Source organism: Pseudomonas sp., from assembly GCF_040514055.1.
Classification (GTDB): Bacteria; Pseudomonadota; Gammaproteobacteria; order Pseudomonadales; family Pseudomonadaceae; genus Aquipseudomonas.
In genome coordinates, this window is the sequence record NZ_JBEVDL010000084.1 from 55,362 (window position 1) to 78,505 (window position 23,144).

The 23,144-nt window shown below is 63.4% G+C and carries 18 protein-coding genes; 9 read left to right on the forward strand and 9 right to left on the reverse strand.

The window, feature by feature from the left end:
* Positions 1 to 188: 188 nt before the first annotated feature.
* A complete protein-coding gene (gene dacB, locus ABWY06_RS23395; RefSeq protein ID WP_353927995.1) occupies positions 189 to 1,652 on the forward strand; it encodes a D-alanyl-D-alanine carboxypeptidase/D-alanyl-D-alanine endopeptidase in 1,464 nt (487 codons plus the stop codon).
* 58 nt (positions 1,653 to 1,710) lie between these two features.
* On the opposite strand, the gene rlmKL is transcribed toward dacB, so the two are convergent.
* Positions 1,711 to 3,981, reverse strand: coding sequence for a bifunctional 23S rRNA (guanine(2069)-N(7))-methyltransferase RlmK/23S rRNA (guanine(2445)-N(2))-methyltransferase RlmL (rlmKL, locus tag ABWY06_RS23400; RefSeq protein ID WP_353927996.1), 2,271 nt, complete (start codon positions 3,979 to 3,981; stop codon positions 1,711 to 1,713).
* A 429-nt stretch (positions 3,982 to 4,410) separates the two neighbouring features.
* Here rlmKL and rmf point away from each other — a divergent pair, with 429 nt between their 5' ends.
* A complete protein-coding gene (rmf, locus tag ABWY06_RS23405) occupies positions 4,411 to 4,626 on the forward strand; it encodes a ribosome modulation factor (RefSeq protein ID WP_353927997.1) in 216 nt (71 codons plus the stop codon).
* A gap of 76 nt (positions 4,627 to 4,702) precedes the next feature.
* Here rmf and ABWY06_RS23410 read toward each other — a convergent pair whose 3' ends face one another.
* Both ABWY06_RS23410 and ABWY06_RS23415 read right to left on the reverse strand, forming a co-directional pair.
* On the reverse strand, positions 4,703 to 5,728 hold the full coding sequence (locus ABWY06_RS23410; RefSeq protein ID WP_353927998.1) for a quinone-dependent dihydroorotate dehydrogenase: 1,026 nt from the start codon (positions 5,726 to 5,728) through the stop codon (positions 4,703 to 4,705).
* An 84-nt stretch (positions 5,729 to 5,812) separates the two neighbouring features.
* Positions 5,813 to 6,034, reverse strand: a complete 222-nt coding sequence (locus ABWY06_RS23415) for a DUF2835 domain-containing protein (protein ID WP_353927999.1) — start codon at positions 6,032 to 6,034, stop codon at positions 5,813 to 5,815.
* A 144-nt stretch (positions 6,035 to 6,178) separates the two neighbouring features.
* Here ABWY06_RS23415 and ABWY06_RS23420 point away from each other — a divergent pair, with 144 nt between their 5' ends.
* A complete protein-coding gene (locus ABWY06_RS23420) occupies positions 6,179 to 7,069 on the forward strand; it encodes a DUF6685 family protein (protein ID WP_353928000.1) in 891 nt (296 codons plus the stop codon).
* Between the two features lie 19 nt (positions 7,070 to 7,088).
* Here ABWY06_RS23420 and ABWY06_RS23425 read toward each other — a convergent pair whose 3' ends face one another.
* The 6 genes from ABWY06_RS23425 to ABWY06_RS23450 form a co-directional block, all read right to left on the reverse strand.
* A complete protein-coding gene (locus ABWY06_RS23425; RefSeq protein WP_353928001.1) occupies positions 7,089 to 8,834 on the reverse strand; it encodes a glycosyltransferase family 39 protein in 1,746 nt (581 codons plus the stop codon).
* Positions 8,827 to 9,795 (reverse strand): glycosyltransferase family 2 protein, encoded by a 969-nt coding sequence (locus ABWY06_RS23430; protein ID WP_353928002.1) that lies wholly within the window; start codon positions 9,793 to 9,795, stop codon positions 8,827 to 8,829. The genes ABWY06_RS23425 and ABWY06_RS23430 overlap by 8 nt, the downstream gene beginning before the upstream one ends.
* A 9-nt stretch (positions 9,796 to 9,804) precedes the next feature.
* Positions 9,805 to 10,119 (reverse strand): EamA family transporter, encoded by a 315-nt coding sequence (locus tag ABWY06_RS23435; RefSeq protein WP_353928003.1) that lies wholly within the window; start codon positions 10,117 to 10,119, stop codon positions 9,805 to 9,807.
* Between the two features lie 281 nt (positions 10,120 to 10,400).
* A complete protein-coding gene (locus ABWY06_RS23440; RefSeq protein WP_353928004.1) occupies positions 10,401 to 15,248 on the reverse strand; it encodes an NAD-glutamate dehydrogenase in 4,848 nt (1,615 codons plus the stop codon).
* 323 nt (positions 15,249 to 15,571) lie between these two features.
* Positions 15,572 to 15,937 carry a hypothetical protein gene (locus ABWY06_RS23445; protein WP_353928005.1) on the reverse strand — a complete coding sequence of 122 codons (366 nt, stop codon included), beginning with the start codon at positions 15,935 to 15,937 and terminating at the stop codon, positions 15,572 to 15,574.
* Between the two features lie 62 nt (positions 15,938 to 15,999).
* On the reverse strand, positions 16,000 to 16,329 hold the full coding sequence (locus ABWY06_RS23450) for a hypothetical protein (protein ID WP_353928006.1): 330 nt from the start codon (positions 16,327 to 16,329) through the stop codon (positions 16,000 to 16,002).
* A 325-nt stretch (positions 16,330 to 16,654) separates the two neighbouring features.
* Between ABWY06_RS23450 and ABWY06_RS23455 the strand changes: the two genes are divergently transcribed.
* The 6 genes from ABWY06_RS23455 to ABWY06_RS23480 form a co-directional block, all read left to right on the forward strand.
* Complete coding sequence (locus tag ABWY06_RS23455; RefSeq protein WP_353928007.1) at positions 16,655 to 17,635, forward strand: AAA family ATPase; 981 nt, start codon at positions 16,655 to 16,657, stop codon at positions 17,633 to 17,635.
* A gap of 88 nt (positions 17,636 to 17,723) precedes the next feature.
* Positions 17,724 to 18,665, forward strand: coding sequence for a DUF58 domain-containing protein (locus ABWY06_RS23460; RefSeq protein WP_353928008.1), 942 nt, complete (start codon positions 17,724 to 17,726; stop codon positions 18,663 to 18,665).
* Positions 18,662 to 19,156, forward strand: a complete 495-nt coding sequence (locus ABWY06_RS23465) for a DUF4381 domain-containing protein (protein WP_353928009.1) — start codon at positions 18,662 to 18,664, stop codon at positions 19,154 to 19,156. Before ABWY06_RS23460 ends, ABWY06_RS23465 begins: the two co-directional genes overlap by 4 nt.
* Complete coding sequence (locus ABWY06_RS23470; protein ID WP_353928010.1) at positions 19,149 to 20,177, forward strand: vWA domain-containing protein; 1,029 nt, start codon at positions 19,149 to 19,151, stop codon at positions 20,175 to 20,177. Before ABWY06_RS23465 ends, ABWY06_RS23470 begins: the two co-directional genes overlap by 8 nt.
* Entirely contained in the window at positions 20,177 to 22,051 is a 1,875-nt protein-coding gene (locus tag ABWY06_RS23475; protein ID WP_353928014.1) for a VWA domain-containing protein, read from the forward strand. Before ABWY06_RS23470 ends, ABWY06_RS23475 begins: the two co-directional genes overlap by 1 nt.
* The coding region (locus ABWY06_RS23480) for a BatD family protein (RefSeq protein ID WP_353928011.1) at positions 22,048 to 23,144 on the forward strand (1,097 nt) is incomplete at its 3' end. The genes ABWY06_RS23475 and ABWY06_RS23480, both read left to right, overlap by 4 nt.

Sequence of the window (23,144 nt, forward strand, 5' to 3'; positions counted from 1 at the left end):
TTCGCCTCGGCCTTGCCCGCCTCAGTGCCGAGGGCACCGACGGCAAAGCCGCTAAAAAGGCGCGATACGCTGGTCGCAGAGCGGCCCAGGGGGCAATCGCTTGAGGCATAATGCGTCCCACTTTCCTGGGCCTGATGTGAACTCGCACGCAGATTCAGTTTTATCCGCCCTCGCCTAAAGGGTTTCTGATGCGCCAATTTTGTCGTCGCCTGGCCTTCGCCGGCCTGTTGTTACCCCTCGCCCTGCCGCTCGCCGCGGCCCCGACCCAGAGCCAGCTGCCCGCCAAGGTGCAGCAGGCGCTCAAGGCCAACAAACTGGGCAATAACGCCCTGTCGCTGGTCATGCTGCCGTTGAACGGCCCCGGCCAGGCCACCTTCGTCAATGCCGACGTCTCGGTCAATCCGGCTTCGACCATGAAACTGGTCACCACCTACGCGGCACTCGAACTGCTGGGCCCGACCCATCAGTGGAAAACCGAGTTCTATACCGACGGGCCGCTGAAGAACGGCGTGCTGCAAGGTAACCTGTACCTCAAGGGTGGCGGTGACCCCAAGCTGAACATGGAAAAACTCTGGCTGCTGATGCGCGACCTGCGGGCCAATGGGGTGCAGCAGATCACCGGCGACCTGATCCTGGACCGCAGTCATTTCGTCCAACCGCAGTTGCCAGCCTTCAACGACGACGGCGGCGACGCCAACAAACCCTTCCTGGTGACACCCGACTCGCTGCTGGTCAATCTCAAGGCCCTACGCTTTATCGCCCGCAGCGAAGGCGGAAAGGTGCATATCGCCGTCGAGCCTCCGATCGCCAGCATCAAAATCGACAACCAGGTCAAGGCCCTGAAAGCGGCCAAATGCCCCAGCTGGCCGGACGTGCGCTACAACCCGGTGAGCCAGTTCGATGGCACCACGGTGGTGGTGAGCGGGCAGCTGGCCGACGGCTGCAGCGCCCAGACCTACCTGTCACTGCTCGACCACCCCAGCTATGCAGCCGGAGCCGTACGGGCGATCTGGCAGGAATTGGGCGGCAGCATCCAGGGTCGCGACCGTATCGAAGCCGTACCTGCAAAAGCACGGTTGCTCGCGCGCGCCTCCTCACCGGACCTGGTGGAAGTCATCCGCGACATCAACAAGTACAGCAACAACACCATGGCCCGGCAGCTGTTTCTCAGCATCGGCGCGCAATTTCGTGACAAGGCCGATACCGACGACGCCAAGGCGGCGCAACGGGTGATCCGCGCCTGGCTGGCACGCAAGGGGCTGATCTCGCCCCACCTGGTGATGGAGAACGGCTCCGGCCTGTCGCGCGCCGAGCGGGTCAGCGCCCGGGAAATGGCCATGATGCTGCAAGCGGCGTGGAACAGCCCTTATGCCGCCGAATTCATCGCATCCCTGCCCCTGGCAGCCATGGACGGGACCATGCGCAAGCGCCTCAAGCGCACCGCGCTGGTGGGTGAGGCGCATATCAAGACGGGGACCTTGAACACGGTGCGTGCCATCGCCGGCTTTACCCGCGACAGCAACGGCAACAGCTGGGCGGTGGTGGCCATCCTCAACGATCCGCGGCCCTGGGGCGCCTCCGCGGTACTCGATCAGGTGCTGGTCGAGTTGTACAAACAACCCAAAACCAGCGGCGCCACGGCCCAGCGCTAAAGCACCTTCCCCGCACCAAGGCGTTCAGGCTGGGTCCCCAGCCTGACTAGGTGCGCCCTTATCGCGCCGTCAGGCGCCAGGCGCGATGGATCTTCGGGTTGCGCACGAAATCCGGGTCCAGGGTCGCGGCACTGATCTCCTCGACCGCATAGCGTGCCGCCAGACCCGGATCGAGCTGGAACTTGCGGAAGTTATTGGAGAAGTACAGCACTCCACCGACGGCCAGGCGTGCCATCGCCAGGTCGAGCAATTCAACATGGTCGCGCTGTACATCGAACACTCCCTCCATGCGCTTGGAATTGGAGAAGGTCGGCGGATCGATAAAGATCAGGTCGTACTCTTCGCGATCGGCCGCCAGCCATGCCATGACATCGCCCTGCTCCAGGCGATGGCGATCGGAAAACCCGTTGAGCGACAGGTTGCGTCGGGCCCAGTCCAGATAGGTCTTGGACAAGTCCACGCTGGTGGTGCTGCGCGCGCCGCCCTTGGCCGCATGCACGGTGGCCGTCGCGGTATAGGCGTACAGGTTGAGAAAGCGCTTGCCAGCCGCTTCCCGCTGCAAGCGCAGACGCAAGGGCCGGTGATCGAGGAACAAGCCGGTATCCAGGTAATCCGTCAGGTTGACCAGCAACTTGACCCCGTGCTCGAGCACCTGGGTGAACTGCCCCTGGGCGCCCTGGCGCTCGTACTGCTTGGTCCCGCTCTGACGCTCACGGCGCTTGATGACCACCTTGGCCTTATCGACCCCCAGGGCCTGGGGAATCGCCGCCAGCGCGTCGAACAGCCGCTCCTGAGCCTTTAACGGGTCAATCGAACGGGGGGCGGCATACTCCTGCACATGCACCCAATCGTGGTAGAGGTCGATGGCAAGGGCATATTCAGGCATATCGGCGTCGTACACCCGATAACACTCAATGCCTTCGCGGCGTGCCCACTTACCCAAAGCCTTCAGGTTTTTTTGCAGACGATTGGCGAACATCTGCCCGCCTTCGCTGAGCCGCGCCTGCTCGACCGGCGCCTTTGGTGCCTCCTCGGCGCGCTCGCCACGGTTGCGGGCGCCCGCTTGCAAATTGGCCACCCGGTTATCACTGGCATCCGTGTCAGTCGCCTCGCGCTCGCCCTGACGCTGTTCGGACGAGCGTCGTTCGCCGGTGACGAACTGGTCCGGCAACAGCTTGAACAACAGCAGCTTACAGGGCAGAGCGCCGTTCCAGAATGCATATTGCTTGTGACTGCGAATGCCCATGCGCTTGCCCAGGTCTGGCGCACCAGTGAACACCGCCGCCTCCCAGTTCAGGCAGGCCTGGCGCAAGCGCTCGCCGAGATTCTGGTACAGGTACAGCAGGCTCGCTTCGTCGCCCAGCCGCTCGCCATAGGGTGGATTGCAGATGACCAGGCCGGTCTGGTGTTGGTCCGGCCGTGGCTCGAAGGTAGCCACTTCGCCTTGGTAGACCTTGATCCACTCGGACAAACCCGCCCGCTCGATATTGTTGCGCCCAGGCTGAATCAAGCGTGGATCGGCTTCGTAGCCGCGAATCCACAAAGGCGGTTTGGCCAGGCCGATGTCGGCCCGCACCTGCGCCTCGTCGTGCAGTTTGCGCCACAGCGCCGGTACATGCCCCAGCCAGGCGGAAAAGCCCCAGTAGGGCCGCTTGAGGTTGGGGGCGATGTCGGCCGCGATCATCGCCGCCTCCACCAGAAAGGTGCCCACGCCGCACATGGGGTCGGCCAGCGCCCCCCCGGCGGCGGCGATACGCGGCCAACCCGCACGAATCAGCACCGCCGCCGCGAGGTTTTCCTTCAGCGGTGCGGCCCCTTGCTGCAGTCGATAGCCACGCTGGTGCAGGCTATGCCCCGACAAATCGAGCGACAGGATGGCTTCGCCACGGTCCAAGCGCAGATGAATCCGCAAGTCCGGGTTCAACTTGTCGATCGAGGGACGCTCGCCCGAAGCCGTGCGTAGCTTGTCGACTATGGCGTCCTTGACCTTCAACGCACCGAAATGGGTGTTGTCGATGCCCGAACCGTTACCACTGAACTCCACCGCCAGGCTGCCCGTCGGTTCCAGATGGTCGTGCCAGTCAACGGCCAGGACGCCCTGGTAGAGCGCCTCGGCGTTATCCATGGGAAATCGCTTGAGCACCAACAGTACACGGTTGGCCAGACGCGACCAGAGGCATAGGCGATAGGCGGTTTCCAGCTCGGCGAAACCACGTATCGCCGAGGTGTGCTCGCGAGTTTCCTCTAATCCGAGTGACGTGGCTTCCTCAGCCAGCAGGCCTTCGAGGCCTTTGGGGCAAGTCAGAAAAAGTTCGTAACGGTCCGCCATGGAATATCCAATGCCTTAAGCCAGAGGTGTGTGCCCTAGACGCCGGACAGCACAGCCAAAATAGGTGACAAAAGGTCGCAAGGCGACCCTTCATCGGAATAAATAGTGCTCGCAGTCGCGATTCGTTCGCGATAGCACAGTGCACGCCTGAAACGCCCAATGCCCCGTCCACAAGGCCCCAGCGTGGAAAAACCGTGCAATTTGCCCGAGGCCTTATGGTTTGACTCTGAAAATCCTTACATCCTTATGACAAAACGATCATTCCCAGCGGCCCCACCATTCGATAGAACTCCACTCAGGTCTTGGCCGCAACGGTCTTTGACGCAGGGCCCGTCACGCCGGCAACGGGCTTTACTGGTGGAAGCGTTCCATCAGGCCTCGCTACGAGGCTAACAGGACATAACAGTCAACAAGTGAGGGCAACACCCTATGAGAAGACTTAAGCGTGATCCTTTAGAAAGAGCGTTTTTGCGCGGGTACCAATATGGCATTCATGGCAAATCTCGAGACCTTTGCCCCTTCACCCTCCCATCGGTTCGCCAGGCCTGGATCAACGGCTGGCGCGAAGGCCGCGGCGATAACTGGGATGGGATGACCGGAACCGCCGGCATCCACCGACTCAACGAACTTCACGCCGTCGGCTGATCAGGATCACACCGACTTTATACATGCACGCCCCATCGGGCGGCGGATCTATCCAGGGCTCCCGCGGGAGCCCTTTTCATGGGCGCGGCAACGCAGCGATGGCCTCGACGGCCTCACGAATCAGCGCCGGGCCCTTATAAATAAAACCGGAATAGAGCTGCACCAGACTGGCGCCGGCAGCAATTTTTTCCGCCGCATGGCGCCCCTCGGTAATGCCACCCACCGCGATGATGGGCAAACGCCCGGCCAATTCATCGGCCAACAGCGTGACGATATGCGTGCTTTTATCACGCACCGGCGCGCCGGAGAGGCCCCCAGCCTCATCGCCAAAGGGCAAGTGCGCAACGCCATCGCGCCCCAAGGTGGTATTGGTGGCGATCACCGCATCCATGCCTGCTTCCACCAGGGCTCGAGCCACCTCGCGGGTCTCCTCGTCGCTCATGTCCGGAGCAATCTTGATCGCCAGGGGCACCCGCTTGCCGTGGACCTGGGCCAAGTCTTCCTGGCGCTGGCGCAGGGCTTCGAGCAAGCGCTTGAGCGACTCGCCAAACTGCAAGCTGCGCAGGCCCGGCGTGTTGGGCGAGCTGACGTTGACCGTGATGTAACCGGCGTGGGCATAGACCTGGTCCAGGCAGATCAGGTAGTCCTCCACCGCACGCTCGACCGGGGTGTCGACGTTCTTGCCGATATTGATGCCCAGAACACCCTTGAAACGAGTGGCCTTGACCCGGCCGACCAGATGCTCGACACCACGGTTATTGAACCCCATGCGGTTGATGATGGCTTCGGCCTCAGGCAAGCGGAACAGGCGGGGTTTTGGATTGCCCGGCTGTGGACGCGGCGTGACGGTACCTATCTCGATAAAACCGAACCCCAATTGGGCGAAGCCATCGATGGCATCGCCATTTTTGTCCAGCCCCGCCGCCAGCCCGACGGGATGGGGAAACTGCAGCCCCATCACACTGACCGGGTGCCGCGCCGGCGCCTTGCTCAGCAGCCTATTGAGGCCCAGCCGGCCGCCCGCACCGATCATCTCGACGCTCAACTCATGGGAGGTTTCCGGAGACAGTTTGAACAACAGTTCACGGGCCAGGTTATACATGGGCGCAATCAACTCACGGAGGGAAACGACAGGGCGGCGATTATAGCCGTCCCGGCGCCTTGTCGGCGAGGCGCGCGCGGCCGATCAGCCCAGACGCTGCAGACTGAGCAGTTCGCCAGCGCCATTAAACTCAAGGACAAAGGAACCGTGCACACCTTTGTGAGTCAGAAAGGGCCTAAAATGGTGGGCCGGAAGGCTCACACTTCGACCATCGCGACTTGTCAGCATGATCCGGTTGGCGCGCCCCTGATACACGGCGAGCAAACGTTCGGCAGATAAGGCAATATCCAGCACCAGGCTGGGCATGGAAGCATCCTCAGAGATGAACACTACAATAATGTCACATCACCGGGCTTTGGTTCGCCACCTTCATGACTGGCGCAAAGGCTGTGCAGCCGGCCTGCGGGTCTGCCACACTGGCACAGGTGACCCAGGAGCTCTCATTTGGCCATGAGCCTGTCCGAACAATCCTCTACATTGACATCCCGGCTGTCTGCCCTCGCCCAACGCCTGGGGCTGGTCGGCCGTGTGCCTCGCCAAATATTGGAACGGGCGAGTACCTTGCACCTGCCCTTCAAGGCATTGCCTGAGCTGCGCGACAGCATCTGGTGGAATGCCGGCGCGCCACTGCAGCGCCTGGTGGACCTGCCACGCGGCGCCCTTTCGGGCCCCGTCCAGGAAGACAAGGCCAACGCCCATGCGATGCTGATCAAGGTCGTCGAACAGGAAGGGCGCCAGCTGGCCTCATTCGACCTGAGATTGGTCGACGGGGTCAGTGGTGATTGTGCCAATGAACCGGCCTATGCCAGTTTTGAAGATTACGCCGCCGCCGCGCGCTGCCGTAACGTGCGCATCATCAGTTACAAGGACTTTGTCAAAACCATCAGCCAGGCCCTGCCACGGTTTCTCGCGGGCGACCCGATCAAGCTGTATCAAGCCAGCTGGACCGGCTCACGTACTTATTGGCAAGGCGAACAGCGTAGCGAAGCCTTTGCCTGCGCCGTCGCCTATGCGCGACGGCGAGGCCTGGAAGTCACCCTGCCCGCCCAGGTGACTCGCTACCAGCTCAGCCCAACGGGGCTCAGCATGATTCAGCAGCACTACCATGTACTGGCCATGCCGGTCTCGACCTGGAGCGATCCGGCCTTTATGGGACTGCTACTGGACAATGGCCTGCCCTACGCGCGCCTGTCATTGCTGCGCGCCCCTGGAGCGCCGGAGTTTCTTCTGTTGCCCAAGGACAACCCCGACGCCATGGCCTTGGGCGAGGGGCTACGCCTGGCAGGTGCGCCAGACGTGGTGCGCTACCTGACCGAGCAAACCGTCGGGCGAGAGGGCTGAGCAAGCCGCCCTCAACGCATCAATCCAGGCCAGCTTTCTGCCGGTACACACGTCCCATGGCGGTGAAGTACACGCCCAGGCTCTGCACCTTCAATGCACTGCCCTTGGGACATTTGAACTCCAACGCAAGGGTCCCGCCACCGGGGTCGAGATTGCTGATCGTAGAGGTGCCGAAGGTAAGTACCTGGCGGCCCTGCAGGTGATTAAGTTGAAGCTTGTGGCTGAAGAGTTGCCCATCGGGTTGCTGATACTCGAAACGGACGTATGTACACCCCGAATCCAGGTGGTCGACGTCGAGACGCAATACCGGGGTGCCTCCTTGCATCACCACTTTCAGGTTCCGCCATTCAAGACGCCCCTGGGAGGAAACAAAGGTGCCACCCGTGCCCAGGGGGTCACCCGCAAAGCCGCTGACGGAAAGATCCCGAGCTTCGGGCTGTAGCGCCAAACTATGGGGCGCATGGGTCATATCCGGCATCAGCGGCCTGGAATAACGCTGGTGCAGAGCGCCGACCCCGATTCCAAGCCCGATCAACAACGCCGCCAACCCACAGCTACGCCAGCGGTGGCGGCTGGCATGGAGTGCGCCCAAGCCCAGCGCTGCCAGCAGGGTAAGCGGCAACTCCAGGGCACCAATGCTGTAGCGTTCGTTGTACAGAGCAGGCACATGCACCGCAAGCTGATACACAAAGGCACCGCCAACCAGCCATACCGCCAAGGTCATGCGGCCCGCCCAGAAGCCGATGCAGGCCAACACCAGCAGCAGCACCCGGTAGGCCCGCTCGTTCAGCACTGTGCGCTCCAGCGTGGCCTGGCTGAAGAACAGCAGTGCCCCGACCTTCTGCGCATACATCTGCGCCAGGACCGGTACCGGCATGCCCACCAGTATGGCCTTGGCCACTTGGGTCAGGCGCTTATTGGAGTCGGGGGTCAGGTGACTTTGCTCATCGACCACCATCCAGTGGTCATGCAGCATCCCGTAATAGGGCGGTTCATAGCCTGCCACTATGGGATTGCTGCCGAAATACAGGGCCGCGCCGCTGCCGGTTGCCACCATCGGCAAGTTGAACCGGGCCTGGTTATGGGCGATATAAGCGGCCACACCGCATGCCGCGACCAGATGCACGATCAGGAGTTTCTGCGCGATCTGCCGAGTAGCCCCTCGGCAGCGCCAGATCAGCACGGCGCAGATCAGCAGCGCGGCACCTATCCAATACACGTAAGTCGCCCGCGTCAGGGTCGCCAAAAGCAGCGCCACACCCCCGACGGCCACTGGCCAGCGCAGGCCAGGGCGCTCGCCAATCCTGACGCAGGCCCACAACCAGACAGTGATCAGAAAGAGAAAAGGCGGTTCGCTCAGGGGCGGCAGCATTACCTCGGGCAATAGCGGAGACACGGCATACAACCAGGCCGCCGCCACGGCCGCCGCGGCGCCCGCCAGACGTCGAGCGCTGTCGAAGAACAGCAGCAGTACCAGGCAGGACAAGAGCAGGTTGAATTGCGCGACCCGGTGCGCATCGGCACCCAGCAGCGCCATGTAAATGAACGAACCCGGTGCGACCACCACCACCTCCGGGCTGGCAAACAACGCGACGGGGTCCTGCAGGAAGCGCTCGGCCAGTGGCAGGTAGGTCAGTTGCAAATCCAGGGTGCGGACATCCATTTTGCCGGACCCAAGCGCCAGGAACAGGTGCAGGATCAGCGGCACCAGCAACCCCAGCAACCAGAACAGGGGCCGGCGGCGAATCGAAAAGCGCTCAGACACCCTCGACCTCGCCTATCAGCAAGGGATGCAGGGGCTCAACCGGCGCGCTGGTGATGTCGTAGTGCAGGAAGGCGATCAACAACTGCACGCCCACCAGAATCGGCAGGGCCGCCAGCATCACGGTACCGCTGGTGGCCGGCTCCCCCGTACCCAGGCTCTCGATCCAGTGGCTCAGTCCGAACAAGCCGCCGGACAGCAGAAACAACAGGCCCAGCACGCTATACAGGGAGCCTACATTGAAGTCGCGCAACCAATAGTTGTAGCCATAGCGCCGCACCAGACGCGACAGGTGCTTGGCCATAAACTCCGGTAGCACCGTGCCGATTTTGAGGTTCGACTCCTCGTCGGCATACAGGGCATCCATGGGAATGTCCTTAACCACCGCGCGCAGGGTGTTCAAGCGGAACAGCATGTCGGTCTCGAAGAAATAGCGCCGCTCGAGCTTGTCGAGCGGCAGTTCGCGCAACACCGCGACATGCACCGCGGTGTAGCCATTGGTGGGGTCCATGACCCCCCAATAGCCGCAACTGAGCTTGGACAGAAAAGACAGCATCGCATTACCGAACAAGCGGATCCGCGGCATGTCCTTAAGCGACTCCAAGCGAAAAAAACGGTTGCCCTTGGTGTAATCGGCACGCCCCTCGCCGATGGGCCGGACGAATTGCGGCAGTAAACGCGGATCCATCTGACCGTCGCCGTCGATCTTGACCACCACGTCCATTTCATCGGCGATGGCCTGACGGTACGCAGTGATCACCGCGCCACCCACCCCCTGGTTCTGTGGGTTGTACAACACCCTGACCCGCGGGTCTTGGCAGTGCTGTTGGATCCAGGCGCCACTCTGCTCAGGGCAGGCGTCGTCGACCGCATAGATGCGCGTGACGCTCGCTGGAATGCTGGCCAGCACCTCCAGGACCTGCTGGCGCACTTTGTAGCAGGGAATGGCAACGGCGATTTTCATGACCCATCCTCAGGCGGCGCTGGCCGCTAACGAAACACCCAGCAGAATCAGCGCACCGCCCAGCAAGGTCTTGAGGTGCAGCGGCTCGCCCAGAAAAAAATAGGCCAAGACCGGCACTATCAGAAAGGCCAACCCCATAAAGGGATAGGCCAGGTGCAAGGACGCATGCCGCAGGATCCATACCCACAGCAGGGTAGTAACGCCATACAGCATCAGGGCGGAGATCAGCCAACCGTTGAAGACCCAGCCTTGCCAGCCCGCGGCCTGAGTCAAGCCGGCCGCCGCCTGCTTGAACAGCAACTGCCCCAAGGAGATACCGAACACGCAGAGTACCGTGAGCAAAACCGTCTGCACTGTCATGAGCGACCTATGAATTTTTTGGGAACGCGGGAGGAATGTCGCAGCAGCTGTTTGCACCCTACGACGGGGCTACAACCAGCGGAACGAGCACAAAAGGTGGAAGGCGTCCTTGACCAAGCGTCGAATTCTAACGTCAAGGTTTTGCAGGCGCTAGCCAAAAAGCCCCGCCATGGCCGCCGGGCAAAAGAAACCCCACACGAGGTGGGGTTCCGTTGCCGTCGATTACCCCATCAAGGGGTGCAGGTTCAGTGCGGTCCGCTCTGCGCCAGGTCCAGCAGTTCACGGTTGGCGACCGCATACATGGCGTAGTCGGTGCCAGTAGCCGCACGCAGCTCGGTCAGCATGGCGCGCCAGCGCTCAACCAGCGGGCGGTGCTGCTCCAGCCACAAGGCTACCCGTGCCTCGATATCCGCCGGTCCATCGACCATCTGCAACACCGAGACCGTGATACCACGCTGCTGCCAGTCCAGGTCATCGCGGAAGGCTTCCCGCGCCAGTGCCTGCCAGTTGTTCTCCACTGGCAGATTGGTGATCTGCTGCAGGTACCAGGACAGGTCCAAGGCGCCACCTACCGCGAAGTAGGCCGCTGCCACCTGCTCCGGTTCCTGCCCAGTCACATCCGATGCTTCGATGATCGGCAGCAGGGTGTACAAATGGCTGGTGCCCGCCACCACACGCGCCAACAGCTCGGGCACGCCGGCCTCGACGTACGCCTGGAAGCGCGCCAACCATTGTTCCCGCGCCGGGCCTTCCAGCAGCTCGTCCAGGCGTCCGGCCAGGGTTGCGAGGCGCGGGCCAAAGTGGCTGACGTCGCGCGCCGCATCCAGCTCGTTGCGCCGACTGCGCAGGAACCAGCGGGTCGCCCGACGGCCCAGGCGCATCAACTCATCCATCATCTGCAGCTGCAGCTCGGCCGGCACCTGGTAGTCCAGCGCCTCGATCTGCTTCCACCAGTACGGCAGGCGGAACACGTCACGCACGATCACGTAGGCACCCGCGACATTGGCCGCGCTCATGCCGGTGGACTCCTTGAGTCGCTGTACGAAGGTGATGCCCATGTGGTTGACCAGGTCGTTGGCGATCTGGGTGCTGACGATCTCGCGCTTGAGCCGGTGACGGCGCATGGCCTCCGGGAATTTGCCGGTCAGCAGCGGCGGGAAGGCGGTTTCCATTTCCCGCGCCAGGTACTCATCGTCTGGTACCAGGGATTTGAGCAGCGACTCCTTGAGGTCGATCTTGCTGTAGGAAATCAGTACCGACAGTTCCGGGCGCGTCAGGCCATGGCCATTGGCGATCCGCTCGGCCAGCTGCTCATCCGAGGGCAGGAACTCCATGGGCCGGTCCAGCTTGCCCGCCGCTTCCAGGGCGACGATCAGCCGCTTGTACTCGCCGATGCGCTCGCGCGCGCGGCGCTGCGCCAACGACAGCGCCTGGGTCTGCTTGTAGTTATTGCCCAACACCAGGTTACCGACTTCGTCGGTCATCTCAGCCAACAAGCTGTTGCGCTGTTTGCCGGTCATGTCACCGGCGGCGACGATTTCATTGACCAGGATCTTGATGTTGACCTCATGGTCGGAGCAATCCACACCACCGGCGTTGTCGATGAAATCGGTGTTGCTGGCGCCGCCTTTGAGGCCGTATTCCACCCGGCCCAGCTGAGTCATGCCCAGGTTGCCGCCCTCGCCCACCACCTTGGCACGCAGATCACGGCCATCAACCCGCAGCGCATCGTTGGCCTTGTCGCCGACGTCCGCATGGCTTTCCAGGCTGGATTTGACATAAGTACCGATGCCGCCGTTCCACAGCAAGTCGACGGGCGCCTTGAGCAAGGCGTGGAGCAACTCGGTGGGTGGCAGCTTGTCGGCGCTGATATCGAAGCGAGCCTTCATTTCCGGGCTGATGCTGATGCTCTTGGCGCTGCGCTGGAAAATCCCGCCACCGGCGGAAATCAGCTTGGCGTCGTAATCGGCCCAGGATGAACGTGGCAGGTCGAACAGCCGCTGGCGCTCGACGAAGCTCTTCGCCGCATCCGGGTTCGGGTCGATGAAAATGTGCTGATGGTTGAAGGCCGCGACCATCTGCAGCTTGTCCGACAGCAGCAAGCCATTGCCGAACACGTCGCCGGCCATGTCGCCGATACCGAGCACGGTGATCGAATCCTGCTGCACATCGATGCCGCGTTCACGGAAGTGCCGCTGTACCGAGACCCAGCCGCCTTTGGCGGTGATGCCCATCTTCTTGTGGTCGTAGCCCGCGGAACCGCCGGAAGCGAAGGCGTCGCCCAACCAGAAACCGTAGTCGTTGGCGATACCGTTGGCGATGTCGGAAAAGGTCGCCGTGCCCTTGTCGGCGGCGACCACCAGGTACGGATCATCCTCGTCGTGACGCACGACGTTGGCCGGGGGTACCACTTCGCCTTCCTTCAGGTTATCGGTGATATCCAGCAGCCCGGAGATAAAGATCCGGTAGCAGGCGATCGCCTCGGCCTGAATCTCGTCGCGACTGCCATTGACCGGCAGACGCCGCGGCACAAAGCCGCCCTTGGCACCCACCGGGACGATAACCGCGTTCTTCACCTGCTGCGCCTTAACCAGGCCCAGCACTTCGGTACGGAAATCTTCCTCACGGTCGGACCAGCGCAAGCCGCCACGGGCGACCTTGCCGCCACGCAGGTGCACGCCTTCTACCCGCGGCGAGTAAACGAAGATCTCGAACATCGGCACCGGCTTGGGCAGCTCGGGAATGACCCGCGGGTTGAACTTGAAGCTGAAGTAGCTCTTGTTCTGCCCATTGGCATCGGTCTGGTAGAAGTTGGTGCGCAAAGTCGCCTTCACCAGGTCCAGGTAACGCCGCAGGATACGGTCTTCGTTGAGCACCGCGACATTGTCCAGCGCGCTGATGATCGCCTGCTCCAGACGCAGCTGCTTGTCGGCCAGGTCCTCGGCGGTCAACTTGCGGGCCAGGTAGAAGCGTGTCTTGAACAGGCGCACCAGTTCCTTGGCGATGTCCACATGGTTGAGCAGCGTGCTGGCGATGTAACTGAGGTCGAACCCCAGACGGATCTGCTTCAGGTAGCGGGCATAGGCGCGCAACAGCGCCACGTCGCGCCAGGGCATGGCGGCAGTCAGCACCAAGCGGTTGAAGGCGTCGTTCTCCGCCTCGCCGCCGACGATCTGCACAAAGGCGTCCTGCAGCGTGTCGTTGAGCTGCTGCAGGTCGATGTCCAGGCCACCGCTGTAGGTGAACGCGAAGTCATGAATCCAGAATTCGCGACCGGCGCGGCTGCGCAGACGGTAGGGAAACTCACCCAGCACGCGCAGGCCGAGGTTTTCCAGAATCGGCAGGACATCCGACAGCGCCAGCGGCGTATCGGCGTGGTAGAGCTTGCAGTGCAACTGCTGGGCACCGGCGGTCAGCGGCTGGTAGAAACTCATCACCAAGGGCCGCTGCTCGGACAGGCTGAGCAAATGTTGCATGTCGACCACCGCCGAGTGCGGGGCGAAACGCTCGCTGTAGCCGGCCGGGAAACCGCCCGGGAACTCGCTGAGCACATGGGTGCCCTGGGCTTCGCCGAGGCTTTCGACCACCAGGCTGGCGTAGTCGTCCTTCCACGAGCGGCACGCCTGGATGACTTCTTTTTCCAAGCGCGCCGGGTCGATCTGAACCTTGTTCTTCGGGTCGACCCGCAAGATGAATTGCACCCGCGCCAGCACCGACTCGGAGAAGTAGGTCCAGAACTCACAGTCGCTGGCCTGCAGGCGCTCCATCAGCACCTGCTGGATCTTCAGCCGGGTCTCGGTGGAATAGACGTCACGCGGCACATAGGCCAGGCAGTAGCAGAAACGCCCATAGGGGTCCTGGCGCAGGAACAGGCGCAGCTTGTTGCGCTCCTGGATCTGCACGATGCTGATTACGGTGTGGAACAGGTCGTCCACCGGTGTCTGGAACAGGTCGTCACGGGGCAGCACTTCCAGGACCTGGGCCAGTTCCTTGCCCAGGTGCGCCTTGCTGTCGAAACCCGAGCGCTGACTGATCTCAGCGACCTTGCGGCGGATATAGGGAATGTGGTGCACGCTCTCGGCGTACACGGTGGAAGTGTAGAGGCCCATGAAACGGCACTCTTTGACCACCTGGCCCTGGTCGTCGAGCTCACGAATGGAGACGAAATCCGGGTAAGCCGGACGGTGCACGCGGCTCGGCACCGCGGCCTTGGCGAAGGACAGCAGCAGCGGCTCGCGCAGGTAGGCCACCGCCTGGGGTTCAACATGCAGCTCCTCACTGGACAGGCCAGTGCGCAGCTGTTTGGACAAGCCGAGCAGGGAGCTTTCGTCGTAGACGATGCTGCCACCCGCGGCATCCGGATTGAGGCGGAATTCTTCGTAGCCGAGGAAGGTAAAATTGTTGTCCAGCAACCAGGCCAGGAACACCTTGACCTCGGCCAGCTCGTCGGCGTCGACCTTGAAGCGGCCCTTGTCCAGGCGGCTCAGCAATTCCTGGGCCTTGGTTTTCATCGGCTGGAAGTCGCTGACCGCCAGACGCACTTCGGCCAGCACTTCGAGCAGGGTTTTTTCCAGGGACTTCAGCTCGCCGAGGTTGGCGCTGCGATCGATCTCCAGGAACATCAGCGCTTCCTGCTGGGCGTCCGGTTCGGTGCTGCCCTTGGGCAGGATCTCCAGCAACTCGCCGGCCGCGTTGCGCCGTACGTTCAATACGCTGTTTTGCAGGGTATGGATGCTGTAGCCACGACGGTTCAGCTCCATGCGCACCGAGTCGACCAGGAACGGCAGGTCCGCATGCAGGACCTCCACCGCCGTGTGCGTCGACTGCCAGCCGTGTTTTTCGTAGTCGGGGTTGAACACCCGCACTTCCGGCTGGCTACGATCGAAACGCTCCAACAGGCGCCAGGAGGACAGCGTGCAACCCACCAGGTCGGAGAGTCGGCGCTGGGTCAGTTCTTCGAGAGCAATGATGCCGAAAAATTTTTCGGCGAACAGGCTGACTTGTGGCAATGCTTGTTCGCTGACGTGCTGCGCCAGTGCCGCTTGCAGTTGGTGCTGAAAGTCGGCTTTGCTGGCCGCCGTAAAGAACGCCATGGGTTTGCTCCGTTTTGCTTGTAATTCGACTAGGGCAGTCGCAGGTCATGATCGCGACTTCAACGCTGTATCAACGTTAGTTCAGGCAGCCTGCCTTGCATGCCAAGTGCCTGCACCTTAGTGAGGCGCCACGATCGACCCACCAGTCACATTTCCCGCCAAAGCTTAACGATGCAGCGGCCTGCTGCGCTTGCCGCGCTGCGACATTTTGTTGTGAGGAAAGACGGACGCAGGTGATGAACCGCTCAAGGCCGGGCCCTGAGCCCGCGCCCCCGGGCGGGTTACTGGCGGCAAGACCGCCGGCACGCAGGCCTCCTGTCGGCTCAGGGACGGGTACAGCGACTGACCTGAAGGCTGCCAGAGCCATTTTCATGGCTGGCGGTAAAAGCGTCGGGCGTACGCTCGGTGATCTGCCGCTGCAGGCGATGGGATTGGCGCTCGGTGACGCCGCGCTGGGTCTCCTGGGTCTTGCGCAGCACCAATCGTTCGTCCGCGAACGTCCAGGTACCCTGCTCTTCGAGCACCACCTGCCCCATCATCGACGGGGTATTGGTATAGGACCCGTCGCCGCGCAGGCTGAGTCGCTGCTCGAACAGATCATCGACGCACAGCCAATCGCCGACCAGCCCGGCCGGCGCCGCCTGGATCGGCCACGAGACCCAAGCCGCGGCAAGCGACAACCAGCGCACCGTGCCACACCCCTGTTTTGCACGCGCGCCCCCGGCCCTGCGGCTAACCTTGAGCAGGCCCCTCACTCGAGTTTCTCCAGCACGTATTCGATGGAGCTGCCTTCGATGCTCACCTTCATGCGGCTCGGTGTTTTCTCCAGAACACGCAGTTTGGAATACCCCAGGTCCACCACGTTTTCCTCCAGGGTATAGGGGTCCGGCTGCATATCGCGGCCGCCCGACCAGACGATCCATTGATTACCGGCAAAGGTCCAGCCGTCCTCCCGACCACCATCATCGGCCCCATTGGTCGAGATGATTACCCATTTGCCTTGCAGGTTGTCCTGCGTCACGTCCTGCGCCTGGCAGAACGAGCCCATCAAGGCCAACACCAGCAACACCCATCTGCTCATCTTTGCGCTCTCCTGAAAATACAGTGGTCGAGCTATTGTCCATCCTTCGTAACCCAGGTCACTCCACCAATCTGTCAAGTCGGGGAATTGTAAGCACCTGCCCCGGCCACGGCTGCGGTCAGGTCAAGGGGCGAATGGCCTTGCCGCCCTGGTTCGCGTGGCAGGTCGCAGTTCACAAATCGCCTGCGGGCGAGGCTACGCTCGCACAGCGACCTGTGCGAACATGGGCCGGATTTTTCGCAACCCCCTCGCCAGGACCGGGCATCCGGTAGCCGCGCAGGCGGTTCGACAACAGCGCGATCGCATAGACCACGGATGCAGCACCATGACAGTTTCCTCGGAAGGCTTGAACCACCGTAGCGCCTTGCTCGAGTTGCGGCAGTTTCTTTCCAGTCAGATCCTTGGCCAGGAAAAATTGATCGAGCGCCTGCTGATCGCCTTGCTTGCCGACGGCCATATGCTGGTCGAGGGTGCACCGGGCCTGGCCAAGACCAAGGCGATCAAGGAACTGGCCGAAGGCATCGAGGCGCAGTTCCACCGTATCCAGTTCACCCCTGACCTGCTGCCCGCCGACATCACTGGCACGGAAATCTACCGACCGGAAACCGGCAGTTTTGTCTTTCAGCAGGGGCCGATCTTTCACAACCTGGTCTTGGCCGACGAAATCAATCGGGCGCCGGCCAAGGTGCAGTCGGCCCTGCTGGAGGCCATGGCCGAGCGGCAGGTCAGTGTCGGGCGCAGTACCTATCAGCTGTCACCGCTGTTTCTGGTGATGGCCACGCAGAACCCGATCGAGCAGGAAGGCACCTACCCGCTGCCGGAAGCCCAGTTGGATCGATTCCTGATGCACGTCAAAATCGGTTTTCCGGATGCCGCGGTGGAGCGCAAGATCCTCCAGCAGGCCCGCGGCGAAGCGCTGAACGGCGAAACCAAGCCCGAACACCGCCTCAGCCAGCAGGCGATTTTCGCGGCACGCAAGGAAATTCTCGGCCTGTACATGGCTGACGCCGTGGAGGAATACCTGGTGCAGCTGGTCATGGCGACCCGCACACCGGGCAAATTCGATCCGGAAATGGCCGAGTGGATCGCCTACGGCGCCAGCCCGCGTGGCTCGATTGCACTGGATCGCTGCTCGCGCGCCCATGCCTGGCTGGCCGGGCGCGACTTCGTCAGCCCGGAGGATATCCAGGCGGTGCTGTTCGATGTGCTGCGTCACCGTATCATCCTGTCCTTCGAAGCCGAAGCTGCCGGCATTGATCAGGACCGTGTGGTGCAACGCATCCTCGACGTGGTCGCCGTGGCCTGAGCACGGCCGTCGGCGCCTGGCCATGCAGCCCTGGCCAGTGATTTTCGTATAATCCCGCACGCTCATTCCAGGTCCCTGTAGAACGCCCATGCACACCGCCCCTGCCGAACCGGGAGTCCGCGTCAGCCTCGCCGAACTGCTCGAGATGCGCCACCGCGTGCGCGAGGTGCAGCTGTTTTCCACGCCCAGTCGGCGCAGCCCCTTGATTGGCTTGCACCACTCCAAATTGCGCGGCCGCGGGGTCGACTTCGACCAGGTGCGGGTCTACCAGGCCGGCGACGATGTCCGCACCATCGACTGGCGAGTCACCGCCCGCACCCAGGAGCCGCATACCAAGCTATTCCATGAAGAGCGCGAGCGACCGATCTACATCCTCGTCGAGCAAAGCCGGCGCCTGTTCTTCGGCTCGGGCCTGATCTTCAAGTCGGTCTTGGCCGCCCAGGCCGCCAGCCTGATCGGCTGGGCGGCACTGGCACACAATGATCGTATCGGCGGCCTGGTCTTCGGTGACCTGGAGCACCACGAGATCAAGCCGCGGCGCAGCAAGCAGAGCCTGTTGCAGCTGCTCAGCCGCCTGGTGAAAGCCAATCAGGCGCTGCACAGCGAGCTGAGCGCCGACCGCGACACCTTGGGACTGGCCCTGCGCCGGGCGCGCGAGGTGCTGCGCCCAGGCAGCCTGGTGATAGTGCTCTGTGACGAACGGGCCTTGTCCGACAGCAGCGAGCAACAGCTGACCCTGCTCGCACGGCATACCGACCTGCTGTTGCTGCCAGTCTCCGACCCCCTCGACCACGCCTTGCCGGAAGCCGGGCTGCTGCGTTTCGCCGACCGCGGTGCCCAGCTCGAGCTCGACACCTATGCGCCGGACATCCGCCAGGCTTACCGTGCCCAGGGCGAAGCCCGATCGGCCCGCTGGCAGCGCCTGGCGCAAAAGCTGGGGGTTCCACTGCTACCGCTGGGGACCCAGGCCGGCATGGTCGAACAACTGCGCGATCACCTGAACGCGCAACGGCCGAGGAAGCGCAAATGAACCCGCTCGATCAGCTGGAACCGCTACTGGCGCCCGCGCCTGTCGCCTGGTGGCCGCCTGCGCCGGGCTGGTGGTTTGTAGCGCTGGTGCTGCCATTACTGCTGATGGGCCTCTGGCGGCTGCGCCGTCACGGGTCGAAAAAAGCCACACCGAAGGACCGCCAACAGGTCCTAGACCCCTTGCGCCAAGCGGCCCTGGACGAGCTCGCCCGCCTGCGCAAACCCTACGACGGCGCCCCCGCTGCGCTCTGGCTGCAGCAGCTCAATGCGCTGCTCAAACGCCTGTGCCGAGCCCGATACCCCGATAGCCATAGCCATACCCTGAGCGGTCGTGCCTGGCTGGCCTTTCTCGACAACCGCTGCCCGGCGGCCGGCCTGACCCGCTGGATGATCCTGGTGGAGGGTGCCTACCGCGGCGAATGCCAGCTGGAGGACAAGGCCGTGGATGGCTTGTCCCAGGCGATCGACACCTGGGTACGCAAACATGTTTGAGTTCGGTTGGCCCTGGATCTTTCTGTTGCTGCCGCTGCCCTGGCTGCTGCGGGCAGTGCTGCCCGCCGCCGACAGCGGCGAAGCGGCCCTCAAGGTCAGCTTCCTGCCCGACCTGGAGAGCCTGGTGAGTCGCCGAGCCCGCCGCCAACTGCCGACCTGGCGCCAACAGGCACCGCTGGTGCTGCTGTGGCTGCTGTTGGTGGTCGCGGCTGCGCGGCCGCAGTGGGTGGGTGAGCCACTGCCGTTGCCCGCCAGCGGCCGGGATCTGCTGGTGGCAGTGGATGTCTCGGGCTCGATGGACTACGCCGACATGCGTTGGCAAGGTGAAGAGGTCAGTCGCCTGACCCTGGTCAAACACCTGATCGGCGACTTTATTCAGGGCCGCCACGGTGACCGACTGGGCCTGATCCTGTTCGGCAGCCAGGCCTACCTGCAGGCACCCCTGACCTTTGACCGCCAGACCGTGCGCACCTGGCTGGACGAGGCGCTGATCGGCATTGCCGGCAAGAACACCGCGATTGGCGATGCCATTGGCCTCGCGGTCAAACGCTTGCGCCAACGGCCCGCCGAAAGTCGGGTGCTGGTGCTGGTCACCGACGGGGCCAACAACGGTGGTGAGATCGACCCCCTGACCGCTGCGCGCCTGGCCGCCGAAGCCGGGGTGCGCATCTACACCATCGGCATTGGTGCCGATCCCGCCCAAGGCGGGGTGCTGGGCATGTTCGGTCTCACCCCTGGCCTGGACCTGGATGAGCCGACGCTGCGCGCCATCGCCGAGCACACCGGCGGCGAATATTTCCGGGCGCGCGATGCCGAAGAACTGCAGGCCATCGAGGCCAGCCTGGATCGCCTGGAGCCGGTGGCCCAGCAGCCGACCCAGGCGCGGCCCGAACACGCGCTGTACAGCTGGCCGCTGGCCGCCGCGTTGTTGCTCAGCGTGCTGCTGGCAGCCCGGACGCTGTGGCCACAACGTCCCGTCTGGCTGACCCGTCGGCCGTTCTGGTCGAGGAGAGCACCGTGATTGCCACCCTTTGGCCCCACTGGTTGCGGCCATTTTGGCTGCTGCTATTGCCGCTGTTGCTATGGCTGTTATGGCGCCTGTGGCACCGCCAGCGACTGGCCGGTCGCTGGCAAGCGCTGATTCCACCAGCCTTCCATGCCGCACTGCTGAGTGGCGGCGACCGCCGCGGCAGTCGCCTGCCGGGTGTTCTGCTGGGACTGGCCTGGTCGCTGGCACTGCTCGCGCTGCTGGGCCCCAGTTGGCAACGGGTCGAACAACCGAATTTGAAACCGGCCTCACCCTTGGTGGTACTGCTGGAACTGACGCCACAGATGCTGGCTGACGACGTGCCACCGACGCGCCTGGAACAGGCCAAACGCAAGTTGCTGGATCTGCTCGAGGCGCGGCGTGACGCACAAACGGCCGTGGTGGTGTTCGCCGGCAGCGCCCATACCCTGGTGCCGCTGTCCGACGACCTGGCCACGACCCGTAATCTGCTGGACGCGCTCAGCCCCTCGATCATGCCTGACCCCGGACACCGTGCGGACCTCGCGGTCGCCAAGGCCCTGGCCCTGCTGGACCAAGGGGCCCAGGGGCAAGGGCAGTTGCTGCTGATAGGCAGTTCCCTGGACGAACAGGAGCGCCAGGGGATTCGCCAGGCCCTGGGCGGCCAGGGCGAGCGCCTGCGCATGCTCGGTATCGGTACGGCCGAGGGTGCCCCCATCCCCCAGGAAAAAGGCGGCTTCCTCAAGGATGCCAACGGCGCCATCTTGCTGCCACGCCTGGACAGCAGTGGCCTGCGCGCCTTTGCCGAGGACCTCGGCGGGCACTACCAACGTGCCCGCCTGGATGACAGCGACCTGCGCCGGCTCGACCTGCTGGGCCTGCCGCAAGCCATGCGCGAAGAAGGCGAACCCACCCACCTGTTGGCGTGGGCCGATCAGGGCCACTGGCTGCTGTTGCCGCTGCTACTGCTGGCCGCATGCGCGGGCCGGCGTGGTTGGCTGTTGTGCCTGCCGTTGCTGTGGCTGATGCCGCAACCCAGCTACGCGCTTGAATTCGCCGACCTCTGGCTGCGACCCGACCAGCAGGGCCAGCGCCTGCTGCAGGCCCAACGTCCCGCGGAGGCGGCGCAACGCTTCGAGGATCCGCAATGGCAAGGCCAGGCGCTCTATCAGGCCGGCGACTACGCCAGCGCCGCCGAACGGTTTGCCCGTGGCGACAGCGCCGCCGATCACTACAACCGGGGTAATGCCCTGGCCAAGGCCAATGCACTGGAAGCGGCACTGGATGCCTATGAACAAGCCCTGGAGCGCCAACCCGACCTGGACCCGGCGCTGAAGAACAAGGCATTGGTCGAGGCGGCGTTGCGCCAGAAGCAACAGCAAGAGCAGCAACAGCAGCAACAGCCGCCCGAGCAACAGCCCCAGGAGCAGCAGGGTCAGGACAAACCCCAGCAGCAACAACCGCAGTCCGGGCAAGGCCAGGCCAATCCGCAGCCGGGTAACGAACCCCAGGGACAGCCCAAAGCAGACGATGCTGCCACGGGTCAGCAACAGCCGTCAGCAGCGCGTCCAGGCGACCCTGGCCCAGACAAAACCCCAGCGGGGCCTGGCAACACCCCGCCCGCTACGACCGACAGCCAACCCGGCAAACCCGGCGAACCCACCTCGGAACCTGCGCCGTCCACCACCGGCACGTCAGGAACTGAGGGCGCGGCGCCTGGCAGCGAGCCCGGCTCGCCCGACGTGGCCACGGGGGAAACACTGCCCGCCGACGGCGAACGCCGCCAGGCCCTGGAACAATGGCTGCGGCAGATCCCGGATGATCCGGGTGAACTGCTGCGGCGCAAATTCTGGTACGAACAGCAACAGCGTCAGGAACAAAACCGATGAAACGTCTGACCGCCCTTCTCTTCAGCGCCCTGCTGCTGTGCGTCTGGGCCGTACCGAGCAACGCGGCGGGTTTTACCGCCAGCGTCGACCGCACGCGATTGAGCGCCAGTGAATCCCTGGAGCTGATTCTGGAGTCGGATGACGCCACCTTGTTTGGCAAACCCGACTTGGCGCCACTGGAGCCGCTGTTCGAGGTGCTCGGCACTCGCCAACTCAACCGCCTGAGCACCATCAATGGCAAGGCCCAGGCCACCACCCGCTGGATGATCAGCTTGCGGCCCAAACAAACCGGCTATGTGATCATTCCGCCCTTGCACCTGGGCGACGCCCAAAGCGAGCCGATCACCCTGCAGGTAGAGGCAAGCAACGGAACGGCGCCGACCACCGACGGCCAATTGGCCCCGATCTTCATCGACGCCAGCCTCGACCAGGAAACGGTCTATGTGCAGGCCCAGACGGTGCTGACGCTGCGCATCTACCACTCGGTCTCGCTCTACGATGACAGCAGCCTGACGCCCTTGCAGATGGCCGATGCTCGCGTCGAGCAACTGGGCGAGCCGCGCACCTACGAGAAAATGATCAATGGCGTTCGTCATGGGGTCATCGAGTTGCGGTATGCCATCTACCCGCAGCACAGCGGCGAGCTGAAGATTCCCGCCCAGGTGTTCAGCGCCACGCCGGTGCAGCGGACCCAGGACGATGAGTTCATGCCCTTCGGCCCACGCCCCGGCAAGTTGACCCGGGTCGAATCGCCGGAAATCCCCCTTATCGTCAAACCGCAGCCGGCCGGCTATCCGAGCGATGCGCCCTGGCTCCCGGCCAAATCCCTGGGCCTTGAAGAACGCTGGAGCCCCGAGCCGGACAAACCCCGGGTCGGCGATTCCCTGACGCGCAGCCTGACCCTTAAGGTCGAGGGGCTGTCCAGCGGACAATTGCCTCCCCTGCCCGCCACCCAGGTGGCCGGCATACGCCGTTACCCGGACCAACCCCAACTGGCCAACCAGGTCGGTGAACAGGGACTGAGCGGCACCCGTGAGGAGCGTGAAGCCCTGGTGCCCAACCGCAGCGGCAGGGTCGAGCTGCCGGCCGGGGA